Raw genomic sequence first — 21,571 nt, forward strand, 5'->3', positions numbered from 1 at the left:
TGTGGCACGCCTCACAGGGCCGTCAACGCGCGCGTCAAAGGTTGTTGACGGAGATTCAGTGAAGGCGGGCGGTCCGTGAAGACGGGCGGCCCACGGGGGCCGCGGGCCGTGGGGGAGCTGTGGTCCGCGGAGGGTCTCCGCTCCTCAGCGCAGCGCCGGTACGTCCAGGGTGAGCGTCCCCGCGTCCGCGTCGAGCACCGCCGGTATCCCGAGCGGCACGGTGAGGGCGGTTGGGCCGTGTCCGAAGCCCAGTTCCTCCACGACCGGCACCCCGAGGCCGCCGAGCCGGTCGGCGAGCACCGCCCGCACCTCCTCGTACGGCCCGCACTCCTCCCAGGAGCCGAGCGCGACGCCCGCGACCCCGTCGAGCCAGCCGGAGCGCAGGAGTTGGGTGAGGATCCGGTCGAGACGGTACGGCTCCTCCCCCACGTCCTCCAGGACGAGCAGCCCTCCGCGCGCGGAGGGCCGGGCGTGCGGGGTGCCGAGGTCGGCGGCGAGGAGGCTGACGCAGCCGCCGAGGGTCACGCCCCGGGCGCGGCCCGGCACCAGCGGCCGCGCCGTCTCCAGGCCCAGGGTCCGTACCGACTCGGGTGCGAACAGGGTGGCCCGCAGCGACTCCCGCGTACGCGGGTCCGACAGGAAGGTGCCCGCCGCGGTCATCGGTCCGTGCAGGGTGGCGAAGCCCGCGCGGACGGCGAAGGCCTCGTGCAGGGCGGTGACGTCGCTGTAGCCGACGAAGACCTTGGGTCCGGCCGCCCGGACCGCCGTCCAGTCGACCAGGTCCACCATGCGCTGGGCCCCGTACCCCCCGCGCGCGCAGATCACGGCGGAGACCGAGGGGTCGCACCAGGCCTCGGTCAGGTCCCGGGCCCGCGCCCGGTCCGCCCCGGCGAGGTGCCCGAGGGCGGGGTGGACGCCCAGGGCGTGCGGGGCGACCACCGGCTCCAGGTCCCAGCCGCGCAGCACGTCGAGCCCCGCCCGCAGCCGCTCCTCGGGGACGGGTCCACTGGGGGCGACGACGGCGACCCGCGCCCCGGGCCGGAGCCGGGCGGGCCGCTCCAGGGGTCCGACGGCGAGCGGCTCCCGCGCCGCGCGGCCGGTCACGTGCGGTACTCCAGGGCCGGGACGTCCGTACGGTCGAAGCCGAACACCGTGGCGTACAGCGACAGTTCGGCCTCCAGGGCGCGGACCAGGGTGTCGGCCCCGCGGAAGCCGTGGCCCTCCCCCGCGAAGGCGAGGTAGGCGTGCGGGACGCCCCGGCCGGCCGTGCGGGAGAGGAAGCGCTCGGCCTGCGCGGGCGGGCAGATGACGTCGTCGAGTCCCTGGAGTAGCAGGAACGGGGCCGTGATCCGGTCGACGTGCTCGATGGGCGAGCGCTCCTTGTAACGGCCCGGGACCCGGTCGAAGGGGCCGATCAGGCCGTGGAGGTACTGGGACTCGAAGTCGTGGGTCTCGTCGGTGGCCCAGCCCCGCAGGTCCAGGACGGGGTAGAGGATCGTGCCGCAGGCGTACACGTCCGTGCCGGTGAGGGAGGCGGCGGTCGTCCAGCCGCCCGCGCTGCCGCCGCGCACGGCGAGCCGCGCCGGGTCGGCCGTGCCCTCGGCGGCGAGCGCCGTCGCGACGGCCGCGCAGTCCTCCACGTCGACGACGCCCCACTGCTCGCGCAGCCGCTCCCGGTACTCCCGGCCGTAGCCGGTCGAGCCGCCGTAGTTGACCTCGGCGACGCCGATGCCCCGCGAGGTGAAGTAGGCGATCTCCAGGTCGAGGACGAGCGGGTCGTGCCCGGTGGGCCCGCCGTGGGCACGGATCACGTAGGGCGGCAGCTCTCCGGCGGGGCCGGTGAAGCCGGGGTGGCGGGGCGGGTAGAGCTGGGCGTGGATCTCCCGGCCGCCGGGCCCGGTGAAGGTGCGGACCCGGGGCTCGGGGTAGTACGCGGGGTCGACGGCGTCGGTGTGCGCGGCGCCGACCACCCGGGCGCGGCCGGTGCGGGTGTCGAGCTCGACGAGTTCGTAGGAGCTGTACGGTCCGGCGGCGACGCCGACCACCCGGGTGCCGTGGACGGCGAGGGAGGGCGCCCACTCGGTCCAGGGGCCGACGGCGTCGACGAGCTCGCCGCGCTCGGGGTCGAGGATGCCGAGGGAGGTGGTGCCCGTGCCGTGGACGACGGCGACGAGCCCGTTCTCCAGGGGCGCGAACCAGGTGAGTCCGATCTTCCAGAGCGGGCCGCCGAACTCCTCGGAGCGGGGGCAGAGCGCGACCGGTTCGGACAGGGCGCCGTCGTCGCCGACCGCGGCCCGGTAGAGGTTCCACCAGCCGGTGCGGTCGCTGACGAGGAGCAGCCGGCCCGCCGCGTCCCAGTCGACCTGCGGGATCGACTCGGCCGGTCCGCCGGCGACGGTCCTGGCGTCCCGGAAGGTGCCGTCGGGGGCGACCTCGGCGAGCAGGACCTCGGTGCCGTCCCACGGCATCCGGGGGTGGTCCCAGCCGATCCAGGCCGCCCGGGCCCCGTCCGGGGAGAGCCGGGGGCCGGTCACGAACCGGTGCCGTTCGCCGGTGAGTTCGCGCACGGCCGTGCGGTCCCCGGCGGCGGAGCCGTCGAGCGGCACGGCGACGGGCACCCGGCGCACGTCGGTCGGCGCGGGCCCGGTGAACTCCTCCAGGACGCACCACACCTCGCCCCGGTCCGGGTGGACCACCGGGTCGGCCCAGCGCAGTCCGCCGCCGACGGCGGAGACGGGGGTGAGCGGCCGGGGCTCCGCGCCGGGCCCGGCGTCGGGCTCGTACGCGTACAGCCGCTGGTCGGGGAAGTGGCAGAACACCACGAGCGGTCCGTCCCCGGGGCGGTCGGCCGCCGTCCAGGGCCGTCCGCCGTATTCGAGGACCCGGTTGCGGACGTTCCACGGGGCGGGCAGTACGGTCTCCTCCGTGCCGTCGGCGCGCCGTCGCACGAGGGCCCGGCGGCCGCCCTCGGCGGGCCGGGGCGCGATCCACCACAGCTCGTCGCCGACGGCGCCCGGATACTCGGGCCGTCCGTCGTGCGCGGCGGTGAGAGCCGCGTCGACGGGCGAGGGCCAGCTTCCGTAGGCGGCCGTGTTCATGGTCTCCGCTCCCCCTGTCACAGGTTCGTTCCCCCTCGTGTCCTACGTGTCCCGGACGCTCTGCGTGCCCTAGGCGGTCTTCAGATAGTGGTCGAGCACCCGGACCCCGAAGTGGAGGGCGTCCACGGGGACGCGCTCGTCGACGCCGTGGAAGAGCGCCGCGTAGTCGAGGCCCGGGGGCAGCTTCAGCGGCGAGAAGCCGTAGCCGGTGATGCCGAGCCGGGAGAACTGCTTGGCGTCGGTGCCGCCGGACATGGTGAACGGCACGACGTGCCCGTCCGGGTCGAAGCGCTCGACGGCGGCCCGCAGCTTGGCGAAGGTCGGGGAGTCGACGGGGGCCTCCAGGGGCACCTCGCGGTGGTGGAACTCCCACTCCACGTCCGGCCCGGTGAGCCGGTCCATCGTCTCGGCGAACTCCTCCTCGGCGCCCGGCAGCGTCCGCCCGTCCACGTACGCGACGGCGGCGCCCGGGATGACGTTGACCTTGTAGCCGGCCTCCAGCATGGTCGGGTTGGCGCTGTTGCGGACGGTCGGCGCGACGAGGGCGGCGGCGGGGCCGAGCTTGTCGAGAATGAGGTCGGTGTCGAAGTCGGGGGCGTGGGTGTCGACCTCGATCCCGTACAGCGCGGCCAGTTCGGTGAGGGCGGCGCGGACGGTGGTGGTGAGCCGGACCGGCCAGGTGTGGGCGCCGATCCGGGCGACGGCGGCGGCGAGGCGGGTGACGGCGTTGGCCGTGTTCACCTTGGAGCCGTGGCCGGCGCGGCCGTGGGCGGTGAGCTTGAGCCAGGCGGTGCCCCGCTCCCCCGCCGCGATCGGGTAGAGGGTGGTGCCGGGCTCCGGGTGGAAGCTGAACGCCCCGGACTCGCTGATGCCCTCCGTACAGCCCTCGAAGAGGGCCGCGTGGCGGTCGGCGAGGAAGCCGGAGCCGTCGGCGGCGCTGTCCTCCTCGTCGGCGGTGTAGGCGAGGACGACGTCCCGGCGCGGCCGGACGCCCTGCCGGGCCCAAAAGCGGACGACGGCCAGGACCATCGCGTCCATGTTCTTCATGTCGACGGCGCCGCGCCCCCACACGAGGCCGTCCCGGACCTCGCCGGAGAAGGGGTGGACGGTCCACTCGGAGGGGTCGGCGGGCACCACGTCCAGGTGGCCGTGGACCAGGAGCGCGGGGGCCGTGGGGTCGGTGCCGGGGATGCGCGCCACGACGTTGGTGCGGCCGGTGGTCCGCTCCAGGAGGGCGGGCTCGATCCCGGCGGCGGCGAGCCGCTCGGCGACGTACTCGGCGGCGGGGCGCTCGCGGCAGTCGCCGCCGCCCCGGTTGGTGGTGTCGATGTGGATGAGCTCCGAGGTGAAGGTGACCACCTCGTCGAGCGCCGTCGCGTCCGGTTCCCGGACCTCCTCAGCCATACTGCTCCTCCACCGCGGCGGAGACGATGGTCGTGACCGCCTTGAACGTACGGATTGCCTCGTACATCGTCCCGCTCGTGTACGCGACGCGCCGCTCCCCGCTCCGCGCCACGCCGGGAACCACCGTGGCGGCGGCGCCCAGGTGCTCGGCGTCGAACTCGACCTCCACGGTGAAGGGGCCGCCCCGGACCGGTTCGCACCGCACGGCGAGCGCGGCGGCGGCCTTCGCCGCGGCCCGGATGTCGGCGGCGGTCCTGGCCGGGGTCCGGCACACCGCCGCGTACCGCGAGACGTGGTCCTTGACGGCGACCTTGGGGGCCTCGGGGGCGTAGCCGAGGGCGTCCTCGCAGGTCAGGTCGTCGCCGGTGACGAGGACGACGGGGACGCCGTACTCCGCGGCCACCCGGGCGTTGAGCAGGCCCTCGCTCGCCCGCTCGCCGTCGAGCCAGACGCCGGTGATGGAGTTGGCCAGGTAGGTGTGGGCGAGGACCCCCTCGGCGCCCGCGCCCGTGTGGTAGCCGACGAAGGCGACGCCGTCGACGTCGCCGTGCTGGACGCCCTCGACCATGGAGAGGGACTTGTGCCGGCCGGTGAGCATCTCGGCCCGCTCGTCGAGCCGCTCCAGGAGCAGGTTCCGCATGCTCCAGTGCGCCTCGTTGATCAGGACCTCGTCGGCGCCGCCGTCGAAGAACCCGAGCACCGCCGCGTTCACGTCGGACGTGAACATCGCGCGGCACCGCTCCCACTGCGGCGTGCCGGGCAGCACGTCGGCGGGCCAGGTCACGCCGGTCGCGCCCTCCATGTCGGCGCTGATGAGGATCTTCATGCCTGGCACCGTACGCGCCGCCCGGCGGCCGTACCACCCCTGTGGAAAACCACCGGTGCCACGGACCGACGGCACGGGCCGGACGGCGGACCGGCGAGGTCCCGAAACGGACGAAACATCGCCAAGAGGCCTGTATAGGCTGTCGGTCGCAGTTGTCGTACCCAACCCTCGGAGAACCCCGGTGACCATCGCCTTCACCCCGTCCGAAACCGCGTCCGCCGAAGGGGCCGCCGGGCCCGTCATGGCGGAGGAGCCCGAGTTCTGGGAGCCCCCGGCCCCGGAGCCCCGGGACGAGCACGACGCGCAGCACACCGGGGACCGGGAGGAAGAGGGCCGGGAGGAAGGGGAACGAGAGGAACGGGAGGAAGAGGATCAGGACCCCGGAGAGGTCGACCCCGTCGTCGTCCGCGACGCCCACGACTTCGGCGTCTACGCCCGTACCGGCGGCTGGGCCTTCGCGCTCAAGGTGGCGCGGAGCGTGCGGCCCGGCGGTCAGGCCGCCGAGTGGGAGGCCCGCAGGAAGGTCTCCGCGAAGGCGTTCGCGGAACTCGCGGGGTGCTCGCCCGAGCGGGTCATGCGCCACTACAAGGCCTGGGACATGGCGGCCGACGACGGCCTGGTCCCGCAGTTCGAGGTGCTGGTCCCCGGCGAGGACGTCGAGCTGCCCGACGCCGACGTCTGGATCTCGTACTACTCCTCCCGCAACAGCGCCGGCTCGGTGCGCGGTCAGGCGATCAGCGCGGTGGCCGAGGCCGAGGGCATCCGGCCGACGAAGGCCCTGGAGGTCGCGGAGAACCCGACGGCGCTGCGCGCGGCGATCCTCGCCGACCCCGGGACGGCGGAGGCGGCGCGCGGCGCGCTGCTCGACCGGATGAAGGAGGACCCGGCCCTCCAGACGGAGATGGCCCGCGCGTTCGTGCGCACCGACGACCTGAAGAAGGCGGTGGCGAGCGAGGCGAAGGCGGCCGACCGCATCGGGTACGTCCGGCAGATCGTGGAGAAGGGGCAGATCAAGACGCCCGCCGGGCAGACCGTGGAGGCGCCGCCCGAGCTGCGGGCGGAGGCCGAGCGGCACCTGTCGCTCCTCGACGAGCTCGACGACTCGGAGGAGGCCGGCGAGTGGGCCGGCGAGGCGTACGACACGGTCAAGGGGCTCGTCGCCAAGGCCGTCGAGGAGGACCCGGCGCTGCGGGTCCAGGAGCGGCGGACGAAGTTCTACAGCAGCCTGCAGAGGGCGACGAAGGTCTTCGAGGAGCTGACGCTCGACGAGGTCCTGGAGGAGGAGGTCTTCGAGGACGACATGCTCCAGCGCCTCGAAGCCCTCCAGGAGGCGATCGGCTCCTGCATCAGCGCGCTGCGCAGGGCGTCGACCGCCTCCTGAGGCTCTCGCGGGTCCACGGGAGGGAGCACCTCCGCCTCCTGAGCCCCTCGCGGGGATCTCCGGAAGGGGGGCCTCAGTCCTGGTGGCCGAGCTGGAGGTCGCGCTCCGTGCGGCCCCCGCCGGCCACCTGGAGGACGGTGGCGACGGGCGGGTACCCGGCGGCGATGACCGTGTACTCGCCGGAGGACAGGTCGATGAAGCGGAAGGTGCCGTCGGCCCCGGTGGTGAGGGTGTCGACGACGTTCCCGGCCGCGTCGAGCAGGGTGACCCGGGCGTCCTCGACGGCACGCCCGCCGCCCGCCCGCACCGTTCCGCGCAGCACGGCCCCGCCCGCGAGCTCGATGTCCTGGCGGGTCTCGCGGGAGGCCTGGACGCTCACCGGGAGCGCGGCGGGCCGGAAGGCGGGGGCGCTGGCGGCGAGCGTGTACTCGCCCGCGACCAGTTCGGTGATGACGTACCCGCCCTCGCGGCTGCTGCGGGTGGAGGCGACGACCTCGCCGCGCACGTCGGTGAGGGTGACGGCCGCGTCCCGCACGGGCGTGCCGTCGGCGGTGACGACGCTGCCCGCGAGCCGGCCCGCGCCGCCGAGGACGACGTCGAGCTCCACCGGGCGGTCCCCGACGGTGACGGAGACGGCCTGCGGCTGGTGTCCGCCGGCCGCCGCGATCAGGACGTAGGCGCCGCCGCCGGGCACGCTCAGCGCGTACCGGCCGTCCTCGCCGCTCGCGCCGCGGCCGACCTGCCGCCCCTGGACGTCGATGAGGGTGAGGGCGGCCCGGGGGACCCGGCTGCCGTCGTGGTGCTGGACCGTGCCGCAGACCGGGAGTCCCGAGTGCGGCGGGGCGGCGGCCGGAGCGGGCTCGGGAGCGGCGTGCCGGGCGTGCGGGACCGCCTGGGTGGCGAAGTCCGCGGCCTCGGCGGTGGGGGTGTGGTGGGACACCAGCGGTTTCTCCTTGAGGAAGAAGGCGAGGACGAGGCCGAGCACGAGGACCGGCACGAGGTAGAGGAAGATGCGCGGCATCGCGTCCGCGTACGCCTGCACGTACGCGTCGCGCAGGGCGGGCGGCAGGGTGTGCACCGTCTGCGGGGTGATCGACTCGGCCGGGAGCGGGGCGGCGGAGCCGTCCCGCGGCAGGACGCCGGCGAGCCGGTCGCCGAGGGCGTCGTCGAGCCGGGAGGCGAAGAGGGTGCCGAAGATCGCGGCGCCGACGCTGCCGCCGATCTGGCGGAAGTAGGTGTGGGCGCTGGTGGCGGTGCCGAGGTCGGCGGGGCGCACGGAGTTCTGCACGGCGAGCACGAGCACCGGCATGACCAGGCCGATGCCGGTGCCGAGGACGGCCTGCCAGAGGCTGTGCTGGAGGCGCGGGGTGTCGGTGCCCATGTGGGAGAGCAGCCACATGCCGAGGGCGGCGAGCGCCCCGCCGGCCAGCGGGTAGGCCTTGTAGCGGCCGGTGCGGCTGATGAGCTGGCCCGAGACGACGGAGGCGACGACGATGCCGCCCATGAGGGGGAGCATCAGGAGGCCGGACTCGGTGGCGGTGGCGCCCTCGACCATCTGGAGGAAGCTGGGCAGGTAGCTGGCGGCGCCGAAGAGCGCGATGCCGACGACGGCGCCGACGAGGGCGGTGACGGTGAAGACGGAGTCGCGGAAGAGCCGGAGCGGGATGAGGGGTTCGGGCGCGAAGTGCTCGACGACCAGGAAGAGCAGGGTGGTTCCGGCGGCGCCGCAGGCGAGGGCGAGGACGACCCGGGAGTCCCAGGCGTACTCGGTGCCGCCCCAACTGGTCAGCAGCACCAGGCAGGTGGAGGCGGCGGCGAGGAGCAGGGCGCCGAGGACGTCGAAGCGCGCGCGTGCGGCGGGCTTGGGGAGCTTGAGGACGGTGGCGACGACGGCGAGGGTGACGAGCCCGAAGGGCACGTTGAAGTAGAAGCACCAGCGCCAGGAGACGTGGTCGGTGAAGAAGCCGCCGAGCAGCGGTCCGGCGACGGAGGCGAGGCCGAAGGCGGCGCCGATCATGCCCATGTACCGGCCGCGTTCGCGGGGCGGGACGATGTCGGCGATGATCGCCTGGACGCCGATCATGAGGCCGCCCGCGCCGATGCCCTGGACGGCGCGGAAGGCGATGAGCTGGTCCATCGTCCGGGACCAGCCGGCGAGTCCGGAGCCGATGACGAAGACGATGATGGCGAAGAGGAAGACGCCCTTGCGGCCGAGGAGGTCGCCGAGCTTGCCGTAGACCGGCAGGCCGATGGTGGAGGTCAGCAGGTAGGCGGTGATCGCCCAGGACATCCGGTCCAGGCCCTGGAGTTCGCCGACGATCTTCGGCAGGGCGGTGGCGACGATCATCTGCTCCAGCGCGGCGAGGAGCAGCGCGAGCATGAGGCCGAGGAAGACGAGCCGGACGCGGCGGGGGTCGAGGGGGGTCGGTCCGGAGCCGGGGCCGGGTGGCGGCGTGGGCCCGTCGGACGGGGCGAACGGCTCCGCACCTCCGGCACCGCCGACACTCGCGGCATCCGCAGCGTTCCCGGTGTTCTTCACCACGGTGACCGCACCCACGTGCCTGCTCCCCTCGTCACGGCGTCTGCGCCGCGCCATTCTTCGCATTGGGCGCGAAGGGGGAGCAAGTCGGGCGGTACGGGGGTCAGCGGCGCCCGGGGCGGTGAACGGCCCGGCGGGACGGCGCACTTGGGTCGCTCATCAGCGCGTTTACGAGAGGGCCCGCGCCCCCGGCGCGCGCGGGCGCGGTCACGGGAGGCGCGGGCGATCCACTCGAACCGGTGAACGCTCCGGGCGTTGCTTCTCGCGCTCCGGGCGTTGTCCGTTCCGCCCCGGACCTACTTCTCGACCTCGGTCGCGAGCCTGGCGAGGACGAGGTCGTAGATCCGGCCGAGCCCCTTGGGCGCGAAGGTCTTCTCGAAGAAGCCGCCGACGCCGCCGGCGCCGTTCCAGACCGTGCTGACGACGGTGCGGGACGTGCCCTCGCCGGCGGGGGTGACGGTCCAGGTGGTGACCATGGAGGAGTTGCGGTCCTTCTCGACGAGCTGCCCGTCGGTGGGCTCGCTGACCTCCAGGAGGCAGTCGCGGACGCGCTTGCTGGTGGCCTGGAGCTTCCAGTGGACGAGGGTGCCCTCGCCGTCGCCGCCCTCGCGCACCTCGTACTCGCTGAACTGCTCGGGGAGCAGCTTCGCGCGCGTGCCGCTGTAGTCGGCGAGGGCGTCGAACACCGTCTCGGCGTCCGCGGCGATGATCCGTTCCGTCGTGGCCTCGACCTGCGCCATTGACTTCCTCCAGCTCGTGGTTGGTCGGGGTTGCGGGCCAAGCGAACCACGTGCGCCGCGGGGCGCGAAATCCGGGTTGCGACGATCAAGGGAACAAGTGTTCTATTCTGAGCGAACGGCCGGATCCGAGCGATCGAGGAGGCGTCCATGCGCTGGGACAACCTGGGTGAAACCCCTGCGAACCCCTCCGCCTCCCCCATCCCCTCCGCCCCCGCCGACCTCGCCCTGTTCGGCACGGACGCGGTCACCACCCGGACCTTCGACACGCCCGAGTTCCGGGGCGTCACCTTCCACGAGGTACGGGCCCGGTCGATCCTGAACCGGGTCCCCGGCGCCTCCCGGATGCCGTTCGAATGGACGGTCAACCCCTACCGGGGCTGCACGCACGCGTGCGTGTACTGCTTCGCCCGCAGGTCCCACGCCTACCTCGACCTCGACACCGGCCTCGGCTTCGACTCCCAGATCGTGGTCAAGGTCAACGCCCCGGAACTGCTCGCCCGCCAGCTCGCCTCCCCCCGCTGGCAGGGCGCGCACATCGCCGTGGGCACCAACGTCGACTGCTACCAGCGGGCGGAGGGGCGGTACGGCCTGATGCCGGGCATCCTCACCGCCCTGCGCGACCGCGCCAACCCCTTCTCGATCCTCACCAAGGGCACCCTGGTCCTCCGCGACCTGGCGCTGCTGACCCAGGCGGCCCGGGTCACCGAGGTCGGCGTCTCCGTCTCCGTCGGCTTCACCGACCGGGAACTGTGGCGCACGGTCGAGCCCGGCGCGCCCTCCCCGCAGAGCCGCCTCGACGTCGTCCGCGCGCTCGTCCGGAACGGCATCGACTGCGGGGTCCTGATGGCCCCCGTGGTGCCCTTCCTGAGCGACCGGCCCGAGCAGTTGCGCGCGACGGTCCGGGCGGTGGCCGAGGCCGGGGCGAGCTCGGTCACCCCGCTCGTCCTGCACCTGCGGCCGGGCGCCCGCGAGTGGTTCGCCGAGTGGCTGGGGCGCCACCACCCGGGTCTGGTGCGGCGGTACGAGCGGATGTACGCGGACGGGGCCTACGCGCCGACCTGGTACCAGCGCCGGATCACCCGTCAGGTGCACGAGTTCGCGGCCGAGTTCGGCATCGGCCCCGCGGGGCGGGACGGGACGCGCCGGATCGCCCTGCCGGAGGAGCCGGACGCGGCGACCGACCCGGAGCAGCTCACCTTCCTCTGAGCCCCGGGAACCGAGACCCCGAGACCCCGAGATCCCGAGACCCCGAGACCCGGAAACGGAGACCTCCGCGTCCCGGGGACCGAGACCTCCGGCGGCCGGGCGGATCATCGGACCGGCCCGTCTGACGCGCCGTCCGATCCCCTCCTTTCGGGTCAACTCCGGGCGGAACGGGTCCCGCCGGCGCCCGTGCGAGGCACAAAGGCCCTATGACCCCACGCGCAGGAATGCTGATCGCCGCTGGAGCGCTGGTGGCCGGGACGGTCACCGCGCTGCCCGCCGCGCCCGCGGACGCCGCCGACCCGGCCCCCCGCCCGCTCCCCCGGCTCGCCTGGACCGACTGCGCCACCCAGGCGTACCCGAGGCTCCAGTGCGCCGCCCTGGAGGTGCCGCTCGACCACGACGACCCGGACGGGCGGCGGATCACCCTCGCCCTGACCCGGGTCCCGCACACCGCGGAGACCTTCCAGGGTCCGCTGCTCGTCAACCCGGGCGGGCCCGGCGGCAGCGGGCGCGGCATGGCGGGGTACGTGGCGGCGTCGCTGCCCCAGGAGGTGGCCGCCCAGTACGACGTGATCGGCTTCGACCCGCGCGGGGTCGGGAAGAGCGAGCCCGCGCTCGACTGCCTGCCCGGCCACTTCGACCCGGTCCGCCCCGACTCGGTGCCGCGCGGTTCGCGGGCCGAGCGGACGGGGATCGAGCGGGCGCGGGCCTTCGCGCGGGCCTGCGGCGAGAAGTACGCCGACGTGCTGCCGTACGTCGACACCGTGAGCGCGGCGAAGGACCTGGACGCGATCCGGGACGCGGTCGGCGCGCCGAAGCTCAATTACCTCGGCTACTCGTACGGCACCTACCTGGGCGCCGTGTACGCCCGGCTCTTCCCCGACCGGGTGCGGCGCATGGCGCTCGACTCCGTCGTCGATCCGCACGGGGTCTGGTACGAGAGCAACGTCGCCCAGAACTCCGCCTTCGACGCGCGCCACAAGGACTTCATGGCGTGGGTGGCCCGGTACGACGCCACGTACCGGCTCGGCACCGACCCGGCGGCGGTCGAGGCCGCCTGGTACCGGATGCGCGACGCGGTGCGCGCGGAGCCGGCCGGCGGGAAGGTCGGGCCGGGCGAGCTGGAGGACACCTTCCTGCCCGGCGGGTACTACGACGGCTACTGGCCCAGGCTCGCGAGCGCCTTCTCCGCGTACGTCAACGACGGGGACTCCGGGCCGCTGGTCGAGGCGTACGAGCGGTACGGGGAGGCCGACGCGGCCGCCGACAACGGCTACTCGGTCTACGCGAGCGTGCAGTGCCGGGACGCGGGCTGGTCCCGCGACTGGAACGTCTGGCGCGAGGACGCGTGGAAGACGCACACCAAGGCACCCTTCTCCACCTGGAACAACACCTGGTACAACGCGCCGTGCGCGTTCTGGCCGGTGGAGTCCCTGACCCCGACCGACGTCCGCAACGACCGGTTGCCGCCGGTCCTCGTCCTCCAGGCGACCGACGACGCGGCGACGCCGTACGAGGGGGCGGTGGCCGCGCACCGGCTGCTGCGCCGCTCCAGCCTGGTCGTGGAGGAGGGCGGCGGCAACCACGGCGTGACGCTGGCCGGGAACGACTGCCTGGACGAGCACCTGGCCGCCTACCTGGCCACGGGCAGGGTCCCGCGCGGCGAGGACGGCGCCGAGGTGGACGCGGTCTGCGCCGCGCTCCCGGAGCCGGAGCCCGAGCCCGTCGTCACGAACGGCTCGAAGCCCCCGGAGAAGAGCGGCACGCGCGCGGGCACCGGGCGGAAGGCACCGGCCGGCACCACCCTGCACGGCCTCCTCGGGCACGTGCGCTGAGCGGGCGTACGCACCGAACTCCCCTTCCCTCAGGCGCGGTCGGCCGCGCGCTCCGGGCCGAGCAGGCCCAGTGAGCGCGCGGCCGCCGCGCCGAGGCGCGGATGGGGCAGGGCGGCCTCCAGGGCGGGGCGCGCCCGGGGGTCGCCGAGGGTGCCGAGGCCCTCGACGCAGGCGAGGCCGACCCGCCAGTGGGGGTCGTCGGCCGGGAGGCGCCGTTCGAGGACGGTGATCAGGGCCGGTACGGACTCGGGGGCGCGCAGTTCGGCGAGGAGCCGGACGGGCAGCAGGGCGTAGGCGGCCCGGAGTTCGTTGGTGGCGAGGGCGGCGGCCGCGCGGGCGGTGCGGGGGTCGCCGAGCCGGGCCAGGGCGTGGGCGGCGGTGACGCAGCGCTCGGGGTCGCGGTGGTTGAGGAGGAGCACGAGGGCCTCGAAGGCGCGCGGGTCGCCGGCGACCCCGAGGGCGTAGGCGGCGACCTCGCGGGCCCAGAGCGGCCGGCCGGGCTCGGTGAGGAGGCGGTGCAGCTCCTCGGGGTCGCCGGGCAGTTCCGCGGGGTCGCCGGTTTCCGCGAGCCGGCCGAATGCCGCCGGGACTTCTCCGGTGCCATTCCCGATCTCGTCGCGCAATCGATCGATCATCGAGCAGAATTCCGGATCCTCGGCGTATTCCATGAAACCGAGCGTATCCGCGATCCAGATCACATCTTCTCGACTTCCCGGGACTGGCGCGCTCGTTACCCGCCGGTTAGTCTCAGGTGAGCGGGTCAACCCCCGCTTCTCACAACGGCCTGGTGACGCAGCCGTGGTGAGCGTACGTCGGTTCGGCAGTTTCGACGCGGCTCCGGGACAGAGCCCGTCGCCCCTTTCTCCACCGGGCGCCGCCCCTTTCCGCGGGCTCCTTCCCGTGTGTTTCCCGCGATTCGCCCCGCGCTCGCGCAATTCCGCGGCACCACCCGCACGCACTGCCCTCAGTCGTCACTCTTCCTCTCTGGAGTCCCCTGATGGACACCCCTCTCTCCACCATCGCCGTCGTCGGTCTCGGCACCATGGGCGCGGGCATCGCCGACGTCCTCGCCCGGGCCGGCCGCGAGGTCATCGGCATCGACGTCAGCGACACCGCCGCCGCCCGGGCCGTCGCCGCCCTGGAGGCCTCCACCGCCCGCGCCGTGGCCCGCGAGCGGATCACCGAGGAGGAGCGGCAGGACGTCCTGGCCCGCTTCCGCACCTTCTCCGACCTCCAGGCGGCCGCCGGTGCCGACCTCGTGATCGAGGTCGTGCCGGAGTCGTACGAGGCGAAGCAGGAGGTCTTCCGGGCCCTGGACGGCATCGTCCGGCCCGACGCGATCCTGGCCACCGGCACCAACGCGCTCTCCGTCACCCGGCTCGCGGCCGACTCGGCGCACCCCGAGCGGGTCCTCGGCCTGCACTTCTTCACCCCGGTCCAGGCCATGAAGCTGGTCGAGGTGGTCTCCTCGGTGCTGACCGACCCGCGGGCCGTCGACGCCGTCACCCGGCTCGCCCAGGACCTCGGCAAGGAGCCGGTGGCGGTCGGGGACCGGGCCGGTTTCATCGCGGACGGGCTGCTGTTCGGCTACCTGAACCAGGCCGCCGCCATGTACGAGGCCAAGTACGCCTCCCGCGAGGACATCGACGCGGCGATGAAGCTGGGCTGCGGCCTGCCGATGGGCCCGCTCGCGCTGCTCGACCTGATCGGCGTGGACACGGCCCGTACGGTCCTGGAGGCCATGTACGCCTCCTCGCACGACCGGCTGCACGCCCCGGCCCCGATCCTCAAGCAGCTCAGCGAGGCGGGCCTGACCGGCCGCAAGGCGGGCCGCGGCTTCTACACGTACGCGGCGCCGGGCTCCGACGAGGTGGTGCGCGACGCGCTGACCCCGCTGACCGCGGCGGAGGGCGGCGGCGGGCGCGAGGTCCGCTCGGTCGGCGTCGCCGGCTCGGGCACCATGGCCTCGGGCATCGCGGAGGTCTTCGCCAAGGCCGGGTACGAGGTCGTGCTCGCCGCCCGCTCCCAGGAGAAGGCGGACACCGCCAAGGCCCGGATCGCCACGTCCCTGGACCGCTCGGTCTCCAAGGGCCGGATGACGGCCGAGGCCCGCGACACCGTGCTCGCCCTGATCACCCCGGCCGGTACGCTCGACGCCTTCGCCGAGGTCGACCTGGCGGTCGAGGCGGTCGCGGAGGACCTGGAGGTCAAGCAGGACCTGTTCGCGCGGCTCGACAAGATCTGCAAGCCGGGCGCGGTGCTCGCCACCACGACCTCCTCGCTGCCGGTCGTGGCCTGCGCCCGGGCCACCACGCGCCCGCAGGACGTCATCGGGATGCACTTCTTCAACCCGGCGCCCGCGATGAAGCTGGTGGAGATCGTCCGCACGGTCCTGACCGGCGACGACGTCCACGCCACCGTCCGCGAGGTCACGGCGAAGATCCGCAAGCACCCGGTGGACTGCGGCGACCGGGCCGGCTTCATCGTGAACGCGCTGCTCTTCCCGTACCTGAACAACGCGATCAAGATGGTCCAGGAGCACTACGCGACCCTGGACGACATCGACGCCGCCATGAAGCTGGGCGGCGGCTACCCGATGGGCCCGTTCGAACTGCTCGACGTGGTCGGCCTGGACGTCTCGCTCGCGATCGAGCAGGTCCTGCACCGCGAGTTCCGCGACCCCGGCCTCGCCCCGGCCCCGCTCCTGGAGCACCTGGTGGCGGCCGGCTGCCTGGGCCGCAAGACGGGGCGCGGCTTCCGCGAATATGCCCGGCGCTGAGCCCCGCACTCCCAACTGGGGCGGGCTCCTGAGCCCCTCGGGCACCTCCGGTGCCCCGGGGGGCTCCCCGCCCCCACCTGGGCACACTTCCCCTCCGATGCAGTACGTTCGGACCATGCCCAAGGCCGCGAAGTCACCCCGTGCCACGTCCCCGTCCGACGCTCCGGAGAGCGCGGCGGGCACCCGTGCCGCCGCTCAGCGGCTCAAGATGCGCCGGGAGCTCGCCACCGCCGCGATGGAACTCTTCGCGACCAAGGGGTACGAGGCCACCACGGTGGACGAGATCGCGGCCACGGCCGGGGTCGCGCGGCGGACCTTCTTCCGGCACTTCCGGTCCAAGGAGGAGGCGATCTTCCCCGACCACGACGACACCCTGGTGCGGGCGGAGGCGGTCCTCAACGCCGCGCCGCCGCACGAGCACCCGCTCGACACGGTGTGCCGGGGCATCAAGGAGGTCATGAAGATGTACGCGGGGTCCCCCGCGGTCTCCGTGGAGCGCTACCGGCTCACCCGCGAGGTGCCGACCCTGCGGGAGCGGGAGATCGCCTCGGTGGCCCGCTACGAGCGCCTCTTCACCCGCTACCTCCTCGGGCACTTCGACGAGCGCGACCACCACGACGGCAACGACGACCCGCTGCTCGCCGAGGTGGCCGCCTCCGCGGTGGTCACCGCCCACAACCACGTGCTGCGCCGCTGGCTGCGGGCGGGCGGCCGGGGCGACGTGGAGACCCAGCTCGACCACGCCTTCGCGATCGTCCGGGAGACCTTCGGATCGGGCATAGGCGCCGGCCGGCCGGCCCCGTCCGCCGCCTCCTCCGCCGCTCCGGAGGAGACCGCCCCGGCCGCCCCGGCCGTCCGGGCCTCCACCGCCGGTGACGTGGTGGTCGCCGTGGCGCGCACGGACGCGCCCCTCGACGAGGTCATGCGGACCATCCAGAAGGCGCTCGGCACCGCCTGAGCCCCTCCTCCCCCTCCGAAGCCTTTTCGCCGTGTGGGCCGTTCCCGGGATCCGGGGGCGGCCCACACGGCGTTTGCCCAGGTCGGAGCGGTTCGAGGGGTCGATTCGATCGATCATCGCTCATGTGTGACCACCAGATTGCATCTGAGTGAAATTGTTGGCACCCAGTGCCTTGTCAGGTGACACGGCGTGCCATACGTTGATGTTGTCCGGGCGGCCGGCGCGCAGAGACCAACCTCGTGCGCCGGCTGTCCCCACAAGCCGACGGCTCGTGTGCCCGGACGCCTGCGTCACAGGCAACCCCGCGCCCGACCGGCGCCGCGCCACCGCACGACCCAGCCGAACCGACGGCACACCTCCACAGCAGCACCCACCGCCGTAACCCTCAGGCGTCCTCCCCTCGGACGCTCACCGCCGGAGGCAACCCGTGAAGGAAATCCTGGACGCGATCCAGTCCCAGACTGTGACATCGAGCGGCTCCGCCGCGGTCACGTCCGCCGACTTCGCGAACATCAAGCTCCCCGAGTCGTACCGCGCCGTCACCGTCCACAAGGACGAGGCGGAGATGTTCACCGGACTCGCCAGCCGCGACAAGGACCCGCGCAAGTCGCTCCACCTGGACGACGTCCCGCTGCCCGAGCTCGGCCCGGGCGAGGCGCTCGTCGCCGTCATGGCCTCCTCGGTCAACTACAACTCGGTCTGGACCTCGATCTTCGAGCCGGTCTCGACCTTCGGCTTCCTGGAGCGCTACGGCCGGCTCTCCGAGCTCACCAAGCGCCACGACCTGCCGTACCACGTCATCGGCTCCGACCTCGCGGGCGTCGTCCTGCGCACCGGCCCGGGCGTCAACTCCTGGAAGCCGGGCGACGAGGTCGTCGCGCACTGCCTCTCGGTCGAGCTGGAGTCCTCGGACGGCCACAACGACACGATGCTCGACCCCGAGCAGCGCATCTGGGGCTTCGAGACCAACTTCGGCGGCCTGGCGGAGATCGCCCTCGTCAAGTCCAACCAGCTCATGCCGAAGCCCGGCCACCTGAGCTGGGAGGAGGCGGCGGCCCCGGGCCTGGTCAACTCCACCGCCTACCGCCAGCTCGTCTCCCGCAACGGCGCCGGCATGAAGCAGGGCGACAACGTCCTCATCTGGGGCGCCAGCGGCGGCCTCGGCTCGTACGCCACGCAGTTCGCCCTGGCCGGCGGCGCCAACCCGATCTGTGTCGTCTCCTCCCCCGAGAAGGCCGACATCTGCCGGTCCATGGGCGCCGAGGCGGTCATCGACCGCAACGCCGAGGGCTACAAGTTCTGGAAGGACGAGAACACCCAGGACCCCAAGGAGTGGAAGCGCTTCGGCAAGCGCATCCGCGAGCTGACCGGCGGCGAGGACATCGACATCGTCTTCGAGCACCCGGGCCGCGAGACCTTCGGCGCCTCCGTGTACGTCACCCGCAAGGGCGGCACCATCACCACCTGCGCCTCCACCTCCGGCTACATGCACCAGTACGACAACCGCTACCTGTGGATGTCGCTCAAGCGGATCATCGGCTCGCACTTCGCGAACTACCGCGAGGCCTGGGAGGCCAACCGCCTGATCGCCAAGGGCAAGATCCACCCGACCCTGTCGAAGGTCTACTCCCTGGAGGAGACCGGCCAGGCCGCCTACGACGTCCACCGCAACCTCCACCAGGGCAAGGTCGGCGTCCTCGCGCTCTCGCCCGAGGAGGGCCTGGGCGTGCGCGACCCGGAGCTGCGGGCCCAGCACATCGACGCCATCAACCGCTTCCGCAACATCTGAGCCCGGGACCATAGATGACTGAGCGCCAGAAGGACCGTCCGTGGCTCATGCGGACGTACGCCGGTCACTCGACCGCCGAGGCGTCCAACGAGCTGTACCGGCGCAACCTCGCCAAGGGTCAGACCGGCCTCTCGGTCGCCTTCGACCTGCCGACGCAGACCGGGTACGACCCCGACCACATCCTCGCCCGCGGCGAGGTCGGCCGGGTCGGCGTCCCCGTCTCGCACCTCGGTGACATGCGCCGGCTGTTCCAGGACATCCCCCTGGAGCAGATGAACACCTCGATGACGATCAACGCCACGGCGATGTGGCTCCTGGCGCTCTACCAGGTGGTCGCGGAGGAGCAGGGCGCGGACGTCACCAGGCTCCAGGGCACCACCCAGAACGACATCGTGAAGGAGTACCTGTCGCGCGGGACGCACGTCTTCCCGCCCGGCCCCTCCCTCCGCCTCACGACGGACATGATCACCTACACGGTGAACAACATCCCGAAGTGGAACCCGATCAACATCTGCAGCTACCACCTGCAGGAGGCCGGGGCCACCCCGGTCCAGGAGATCTCGTACGCGATGTCCACCGCCGTCGCGGTGCTCGACGCGGTCCGGGACTCCGGCCAGGTCCCGGAGGACCGCTTCGGCGAGGTGGTCGCCCGCATCTCGTTCTTCGTGAACGCGGGCGTCCGCTTCGTCGAGGAGATGTGCAAGATGCGCGCCTTCGGGCGCATCTGGGACAAGGTCACCCGGGAGCGGTACGGCATCGAGAACGCCAAGCAGCGCCGGTTCCGCTACGGCGTGCAGGTCAACTCGCTCGGTCTGACCGAGGCCCAGCCGGAGAACAACGTCCAGCGGATCGTCCTGGAGATGCTGGCCGTCACCCTCTCCAAGGACGCCCGCGCGCGGGCCGTCCAGCTCCCCGCCTGGAACGAGGCCCTCGGCCTGCCCCGGCCCTGGGACCAGCAGTGGTCGCTGCGCATCCAGCAGGTGCTCGCCCACGAGTCCGACCTGCTGGAGTACGAGGACATCTTCGCCGGCTCGCACGTCGTCGAGGCCAAGGTGGACGCCCTCGTCGAGGAGTGCCTGGCCGAGATCGACCGGATCCAGGAGATGGGCGGCGCGATGGCCGCCGTCGAGTCCGGCTACCTCAAGTCGCAGCTCGTCTCCTCGCACGCCGAGCGGCGCGCCCGGATCGAGGCCGGCGAGGAGAAGATCGTCGGCGTCAACATCTTCCAGTCGACCGAGGAGAACCCTCTCACCGCCGACCTGGACACCGCGATCATGACGGTGGACCCGGCGAACGAGGCGCGGGTGGTCGCCGCCCTCCACGAGTGGCGCGACAACCGCGACGAGACCCGCGCCCAGGAGTCCCTGGCGGCGCTGAAGGCGGTGGCGGCCGGCGACGGCAACCTCTTCGCCGCCACCCTGGAGTGCGCGCGTGCGGGCGTCACCACCGGGGAGTGGTCCTGGGCGCTGCGGGACGTCTTCGGCGAGTTCCGCGCCCCGACGGGCGTCTCCTCCGCCCCGGTCGCGGTGACGGCCGAGGCGGGCACGCCGCTGGCCCTCGTGCGCGAGAAGGTGGCGCGGACCGCCGAGGAGCTGAACGCCGGGCGGCTGCGGCTGCTCGTCGGCAAGCCCGGCCTGGACGGGCACTCCAACGGGGCCGAGCAGATCGCCGTACGCGCGCGTGACGCCGGTTTCGAGGTGGTCTACCAGGGGATCCGGCTGACCCCCGAGCAGATCGTCAACGCGGCCCTGGCCGAGGACGTGCACTGCGTGGGCCTGTCGATCCTCTCCGGCTCGCACGCCGAGCTGGTCCCGGACGTCCTCGACCGCCTCCGCGAGGCGGGCGCGGCCGACATCCCGGTCATCGTCGGCGGGATCATCCCGAACGCCGACGCCGCAGAACTGAAGCGCGCGGGCGTGGCCGCCGTCTTCACACCGAAGGACTTCGGCATCACGGAGATCATCGGCCGTATCGTCGACGAGATCCGGAAAGCGAACAAGCTCGATCCCCTGGAGGTCCCCGCATGACCAGCCCCGCGTCCCCCGTGAACCGGCTGCGCCCCCGCCGCTCCTGCCTGGCGGTCCCCGGGTCCAACCCGCGGTTCCTGGAGAAGGCCCAGGGCCTCGCCGCCGACCAGGTCTTCCTGGACCTGGAGGACGCCTGCGCCCCGCTGGCCAAGCCCGAGGCCCGGCACACCATCGTGAAGTTCCTGAACGAGGGCGACTGGACCGGCAAGACGCGCGTGGTCCGCGTGAACGACTGGACGACCCACTGGACGTACCGGGACGTCGTCACGGTCGTCGAGGGCGCCGGCCAGAACCTCGACTGCATCATGCTGCCGAAGGTCCAGGACGCGCAGCAGATCGTCGCGCTCGACCTGCTGCTCACCCAGATCGAGAAGACGATGGGCTTCGAGGTCGGCAAGATCGGCATCGAGGCGCAGATCGAGAACGCGCAGGGCCTGACCCACGTCAACGCCATCGCGCAGGCCTCCCAGCGCGTCGAGACGATCATCTTCGGCCCGGCCGACTTCATGGCCTCCATCAACATGAAGTCGCTGGTCGTGGGCGAGCAGCCGCCCGGCTACCCGGCCGACGCCTACCACCACATCCTGATGAGCATCCTGATGGCCGCCCGCGCCAACAACCTCCAGGCGATCGACGGTCCCTACCTCCAGATCCGCAACCAGGAGGGCTACCGGGCCGTCGCGCAGCGCGCCGCCGCCCTCGGCTTCGACGGCAAGTGGGTGCTGCACCCGGACCAGGTCGCCGCCGCGAACGAGATCTTCTCGCCCTCGCAGGAGGACTACGACCACGCCGAGCTGATCCTCGACGCGTACGACTACTACACGTCCGAGGCCGGCGGGAAGAAGGGCTCCGCGATGCTCGGCGACGAGATGATCGACGAGGCCTCCCGCAAGATGGCCCTGGTCATCTCCGGCAAGGGCCGCGCCGCCGGCATGCAGCGCACCAGCAAGTTCGAACACCCCTCGACGGAGAAGAAGGCGGAGGCCTGA

Annotated in this window: 15 protein-coding genes; 8 read left to right on the forward strand and 7 right to left on the reverse strand. The window is 73.1% G+C overall.

Annotated elements, in window-relative coordinates:
• Positions 1–144: 144 nt before the first annotated feature.
• The 4 genes from ACFYNX_RS25320 to ACFYNX_RS25335 all read right to left on the reverse strand — a co-directional run bounded on the left by ACFYNX_RS25320 (position 145) and on the right by ACFYNX_RS25335 (position 5,328).
• On the reverse strand, positions 145–1,104 hold the full coding sequence (locus ACFYNX_RS25320; RefSeq protein WP_388664349.1) for an LD-carboxypeptidase: 960 nt from the start codon (positions 1,102–1,104) through the stop codon (positions 145–147).
• A complete protein-coding gene (locus ACFYNX_RS25325) occupies positions 1,101–3,098 on the reverse strand; it encodes an LpqB family beta-propeller domain-containing protein (protein ID WP_388664351.1) in 1,998 nt (665 codons plus the stop codon). Before ACFYNX_RS25325 ends, ACFYNX_RS25320 begins: the two co-directional genes overlap by 4 nt.
• A gap of 69 nt (positions 3,099–3,167) precedes the next feature.
• A complete protein-coding gene (locus tag ACFYNX_RS25330; protein WP_388664353.1) occupies positions 3,168–4,502 on the reverse strand; it encodes a M20/M25/M40 family metallo-hydrolase in 1,335 nt (444 codons plus the stop codon).
• Entirely contained in the window at positions 4,495–5,328 is an 834-nt protein-coding gene (locus ACFYNX_RS25335) for a M55 family metallopeptidase (protein WP_365540388.1), read from the reverse strand. The genes ACFYNX_RS25330 and ACFYNX_RS25335 overlap by 8 nt, the downstream gene beginning before the upstream one ends.
• A gap of 181 nt (positions 5,329–5,509) precedes the next feature.
• Between ACFYNX_RS25335 and ACFYNX_RS25340 the strand changes: the two genes are divergently transcribed.
• Positions 5,510–6,709 carry a hypothetical protein gene (locus ACFYNX_RS25340; protein ID WP_388664356.1) on the forward strand — a complete coding sequence of 400 codons (1,200 nt, stop codon included), beginning with the start codon at positions 5,510–5,512 and terminating at the stop codon, positions 6,707–6,709.
• Positions 6,710–6,782: 73 nt separating this feature from the next.
• Here the strand turns inward: ACFYNX_RS25340 and ACFYNX_RS25345 are convergent, their stop codons facing one another.
• The gene (locus ACFYNX_RS25345; RefSeq protein WP_388664358.1) at positions 6,783–9,266 is read right to left on the reverse strand and encodes an MFS transporter; all 2,484 of its coding nucleotides are present in this window, start codon (positions 9,264–9,266) and stop codon (positions 6,783–6,785) included.
• 278 nt (positions 9,267–9,544) lie between these two features.
• Positions 9,545–9,988, reverse strand: a complete 444-nt coding sequence (locus ACFYNX_RS25350; RefSeq protein WP_388664360.1) for an SRPBCC family protein — start codon at positions 9,986–9,988, stop codon at positions 9,545–9,547.
• 147 nt (positions 9,989–10,135) lie between these two features.
• Between ACFYNX_RS25350 and ACFYNX_RS25355 the strand changes: the two genes are divergently transcribed.
• The gene (locus ACFYNX_RS25355) at positions 10,136–11,194 is read left to right on the forward strand and encodes an Rv2578c family radical SAM protein (RefSeq protein ID WP_388664362.1); all 1,059 of its coding nucleotides are present in this window, start codon (positions 10,136–10,138) and stop codon (positions 11,192–11,194) included.
• A gap of 206 nt (positions 11,195–11,400) precedes the next feature.
• A complete protein-coding gene (locus ACFYNX_RS25360; protein WP_388664364.1) occupies positions 11,401–13,029 on the forward strand; it encodes an alpha/beta hydrolase in 1,629 nt (542 codons plus the stop codon).
• 29 nt (positions 13,030–13,058) lie between these two features.
• Here the strand turns inward: ACFYNX_RS25360 and ACFYNX_RS25365 are convergent, their stop codons facing one another.
• The gene (locus ACFYNX_RS25365) at positions 13,059–13,697 is read right to left on the reverse strand and encodes a HEAT repeat domain-containing protein (protein WP_388664366.1); all 639 of its coding nucleotides are present in this window, start codon (positions 13,695–13,697) and stop codon (positions 13,059–13,061) included.
• 329 nt (positions 13,698–14,026) lie between these two features.
• On the opposite strand from ACFYNX_RS25365, the gene ACFYNX_RS25370 reads away from it, so the two are divergent.
• The 5 genes from ACFYNX_RS25370 to ACFYNX_RS25390 all read left to right on the forward strand — a co-directional run bounded on the left by ACFYNX_RS25370 (position 14,027) and on the right by ACFYNX_RS25390 (position 21,571).
• Positions 14,027–15,808 carry a 3-hydroxybutyryl-CoA dehydrogenase gene (locus ACFYNX_RS25370; protein ID WP_365540395.1) on the forward strand — a complete coding sequence of 594 codons (1,782 nt, stop codon included), beginning with the start codon at positions 14,027–14,029 and terminating at the stop codon, positions 15,806–15,808.
• Between the two features lie 115 nt (positions 15,809–15,923).
• On the forward strand, positions 15,924–16,766 hold the full coding sequence (locus tag ACFYNX_RS25375) for a TetR family transcriptional regulator (protein WP_365540396.1): 843 nt from the start codon (positions 15,924–15,926) through the stop codon (positions 16,764–16,766).
• 427 nt (positions 16,767–17,193) lie between these two features.
• Entirely contained in the window at positions 17,194–18,555 is a 1,362-nt protein-coding gene (ccrA, locus tag ACFYNX_RS25380; RefSeq protein WP_386365565.1) for a crotonyl-CoA carboxylase/reductase, read from the forward strand.
• A gap of 14 nt (positions 18,556–18,569) precedes the next feature.
• The gene (locus tag ACFYNX_RS25385; RefSeq protein ID WP_388664370.1) at positions 18,570–20,582 is read left to right on the forward strand and encodes a protein meaA; all 2,013 of its coding nucleotides are present in this window, start codon (positions 18,570–18,572) and stop codon (positions 20,580–20,582) included.
• Complete coding sequence (locus ACFYNX_RS25390) at positions 20,579–21,571, forward strand: CoA ester lyase (protein ID WP_365540398.1); 993 nt, start codon at positions 20,579–20,581, stop codon at positions 21,569–21,571. The genes ACFYNX_RS25385 and ACFYNX_RS25390 overlap by 4 nt, the downstream gene beginning before the upstream one ends.

Origin of the sequence: Streptomyces sp. NPDC007872 (assembly GCF_042868165.1) — a bacterium.
Lineage (GTDB): Bacteria > Actinomycetota > Actinomycetes > Streptomycetales > Streptomycetaceae > Streptomyces.